We start from the raw sequence: 3,565 nt of genomic DNA on the forward strand, positions 1-3,565 counted from the left end.
CGCAGCCAAGCGGTATGCACGGATGACGGGCAGGACCTCCGGCTGCCCGCGCCGCACCCGCCATGCCTGCTGCCCGGTTACGGTACGACGGCGCTGCCGTATCCGGCGCCGGGGGTTGCACCCGGGTTTTGATACCCCCGCAACACTGGCGGGTGACGGGTCTCGTCCGCCGGTTCTGCGATCGTTGCAGCGGGATTCCACAATTTACAAACAGTAAGCATTCTCATTAACATCCGCAGTCATTCCTGTTCATGACGCCCGGATGAAGCCGTGATCGCCCGCCCTGCGCCACTGCGCCCCGCTCCCGCCGCCCTGCCGGCCGCCCTGCTGTCGTCGCGACCACCGGCGCTGCGCCGCGGGCTGCGCACCGGCGGCACCTTCGCTGCGGCCCTGGCCCTGCACGTCGGCGCACTCGGTCACTGGACGACGCCTGAAACCCTGCCGCAGCCGCTGCCGATGGCGCCGCTGGTCGTCGACCTGATCGAAGCCGTACCGCCCCCGGCCCCACTCGCCGCTGCCCCGGCCGAGACGGCTCCCCCACCCGAACCCGAAGCGCCGCCACCCGAACCGCCGCCCCCGCCCGAACCGCTGCCGCAGGCGATCACTGCACCGCCGAAGCCGCCCCTGCCCACACCGCCGAAGCCAAAGCCAAAGCCGGTCATGCAGCCGCCGAAACCGAAGCCGGCCCCCCGTCCGCCAGCCCCGGAGGCAGCGCGCAGCGAAACCCCGCCCTCGCCGCTGCCACCGGCGCCGGCCGCCGCTGCGCCCTCGGCGACGGCTGCGAACTTCAGCGCCGCCTACCTGCGCAATCCGCCGCCGCGCTACCCGCCCGACTCACGCAGTGCCGGCGAGGCCGGGCGCGTGCTGCTGCGCGTGCGCGTCACGGCCGAGGGCCGCGCCGAGTCGGTCGAGATCGCCGCGAGCAGCGGCCATGCGCGCCTCGACGACGCTGCGCTTTCCGCCGTACGCCGCTGGCGCTTCGTGCCCGCGCAGCAGGCCGGCGCGCCGGTTGCCGCCACCGTCACCGTTCCGATCCTGTTCAAGCTGGAGTCTTAAACCCGATGTTTCCGACCGACGTGCTGTTTCCGCCCGGCTTCCTCGCCGAGGTCCTCGCCGATCTGCCTTCGGGTCTGGCCCACCTGTTCGCCGGTGCCGACGCCGTCAGCCTCGGCTCGGCGCTGGCGCTGCTGGCGATGTCGCTGCTGTCGTGGACGCTGATCCTCGCCAAGCTCGCCGGGCGGCTGGCGCGCATGCCGGCACGCCGGCGCGCGCAGCGCGTCTGGGCCGAGACCGAAACGGTCGCCGAGGCCGAGCAGCGCCTGCAGCGCACGCCCGGTGCCGAAGCCTGGCTGGAGCTGTTCGCCGATGGCCGTGCCGCGGCCGACTGGCTGCGCCGCCACGGCCCCGGCCACGCCGGCGACCCGATCGCCGCGGCGCTGACGCAGACGCTGAACCGGCTCGGCGCGCGCTTCGAGAGCGGGCTGACGGCGCTCGCGTCGATCGGCAGCACGGCGCCGTTCGTCGGTCTGCTCGGCACGGTCTGGGGCATCCAGCACGCGCTGGTCGCAATCGCCGCCGCCGGCAGTGCACAGATCGACAAGGTCGCCGGTCCGGTCGGCGAGGCGCTGATCATGACCGCCTTCGGTCTGGCGGTCGCGCTGCCGGCGGTGCTGGCCTACAACGCCTGCACGCGCGGCCAGCGCCTGCTCAGTGCCGAACTCGAAGGCTTCGCGCATGCGCTGCACGCGCGCCTGCACGCCGAACTGAACGGCGTGCCGGACTCCGGCGCCGCGCTGCTGCCGGCCGCGACCGTGCCACCGGCCCCCGTCAGCGAAGCCGCCCCGCGCCCCGCAGATGCGAGCGAGCGCCCGGCCGAATCGCCGCAGGCCGGCATCGTGCGCCTCTGCCCGGCCGCGGGGGTGTGACATGGCCTTCGGCAGCCTCGGCAGCAGCCATTCCCGCCCGAACGCCGAGATCAACACCACGCCGCTGGTCGACGTGATGCTCGTGCTGCTGGTGATCTTCATCCTGACCGCGCCGCTGTTCACGCACACGGTCAAGCTCGACCTGCCGCGCGCCGCGCACCGCACCGATCCGCAGCCGCCGCCAGCGGTGACGCTGTCGCTCGATGCCGCCGGCGCGCTGTTCTGGGACAACGCCGCGCTCGCCGAAAGCGAACTCGCGCCCCGGCTCGCCGCCCTCGCCGCGCAGCAGCCGCAGCCCGAACTGCACCTGCGCGCCGATCGCGAGACCCGCTACGAACGCATCGCGCAGCTGATGGCCGCGGCGCGCAATGCCGGAGTCAACCGCATCGGCTTCGTGACCGATCCGCAGCCGGCCGCGACGCACTGAGGGCGGATCGGCGGGCACCGGCGGCGCTCCTTTCCGCCGGCTCCGGACAAGCCGCCGGCAGCCCGCGCGGGCCTGAAAGACGACACGGGGCTGGCAAGCGCGAAATCCTGATCCCCGTGCCGGCACGGACGGTGCGTTCCGCCTGCCGGTGCTCGCTGCGGCCTCCCCGGCCGCTTCGTGGCAGACCTTGATCTTCGCGTCATCGACGCCGGAGCGTCTGTTCGTGCCTGTCGAAAAATCGAAGACGATCATCGCACTTGTCGCCATGATTCCGACATTTTCGCGACAAATACGCATCGGCGACTATTGATCAATTGAGAATGATTCTCATATGATCAACGACACCCGGACGCGCTCCTGCCGCGTTCACGTTTCCACCTGGCGTGTCGCCTGTCGGAGGTCGCGGATGTCCTGCCCAGCGAATTCCCTGCCCCACGGACCCTGTCTGCTGTTCGTCGACGGCCGTCCGGTGCGCCTGCGGCGTGCCGACGGCCGGCCGGACCGGCCCCATCCGCTGCTGCATGCCTATGGCGAGCCGTCCGGAGCCGGCAGCGCGCGCCCGAGGCTGCCGCGATGAGCGCGCGGCTCTACTGGCATCCGCAGGCGCTGCGTGGCGCCCTGCCACCGGGACAGGCGGCCGGCGCCCTGGACTCCGGCTCCGACCCCGATGCGCTGCTGCGTGTGTCGGCCGCGGCGCTGATCGCCCGCGGCTGCGGCGGGCCGGTGCTGCGGCTCGACGGGCGCTGGTCGGCGCTGCTCGCAGCGCTGCCGACGCTCGGCCCGCTGACGGTGTGCGTGCAGCACGCGGCGCTGTATCAGGTTGCGCACGGGCGCTTCGAACGCGGCCTGCTCGGCAGCGCCGGCGGCTATCTGCTCGGGCCGGGGCTGGACCTGCGCGTGTTTCCGCAGCACTGGACCCACGGCTTCGCCGCGACCGACATCCCGGCCGATGGCGGCGCGCCGGTGCGCATGCTGGCGTTCTTCGGGGCCGATGGCGCGCCGCTGCTCGGCCTGCGCCTCGGCCCGGACGGCGACACGCGCCGCTTCGACCGGCTGGTGCTGCGCCACCGCCACGCCGATCAGTCGCCACGCCTGCCGGCGGTCGCGCTGCAGAACACGCCGCAGCCCGGCGATCCGCTGCCGTATCCGGACGGTCCGCTCGGGGGTGAGTGCTATCCGCTGTTCGCCGCCCCGCAGCCCGGCCGGCTGCCGG

4 protein-coding genes are annotated in these 3,565 nt (G+C 73.2%); all 4 read left to right on the plus strand.

Annotated elements, in window-relative coordinates:
• Window positions 1–270: 270 nt before the first annotated feature.
• Window positions 271–1,056 carry an energy transducer TonB gene (locus tag PKE44_RS16535; protein ID WP_324553409.1) on the plus strand — a complete coding sequence of 262 codons (786 nt, stop codon included), beginning with the start codon at window positions 271–273 and terminating at the stop codon, window positions 1,054–1,056.
• Window positions 1,057–1,061: 5 nt separating this feature from the next.
• Window positions 1,062–1,925: a MotA/TolQ/ExbB proton channel family protein gene (locus tag PKE44_RS16540; protein WP_324553412.1), complete on the plus strand. Its 864-nt coding sequence runs from the start codon at window positions 1,062–1,064 to the stop codon at window positions 1,923–1,925.
• Between the two features lies 1 nt (window position 1,926).
• On the plus strand, window positions 1,927–2,352 hold the full coding sequence (locus tag PKE44_RS16545; protein WP_324553415.1) for a biopolymer transporter ExbD: 426 nt from the start codon (window positions 1,927–1,929) through the stop codon (window positions 2,350–2,352).
• Between the two features lie 573 nt (window positions 2,353–2,925).
• A partial coding sequence (locus PKE44_RS16550; protein WP_324553418.1) for a ChuX/HutX family heme-like substrate-binding protein occupies window positions 2,926–3,565 on the plus strand: 640 nt, incomplete at its 3' end.

Source organism: Plasticicumulans sp. (assembly GCF_035331805.1).
Lineage (GTDB): Bacteria > Pseudomonadota > Gammaproteobacteria > Competibacterales > Competibacteraceae > Plasticicumulans.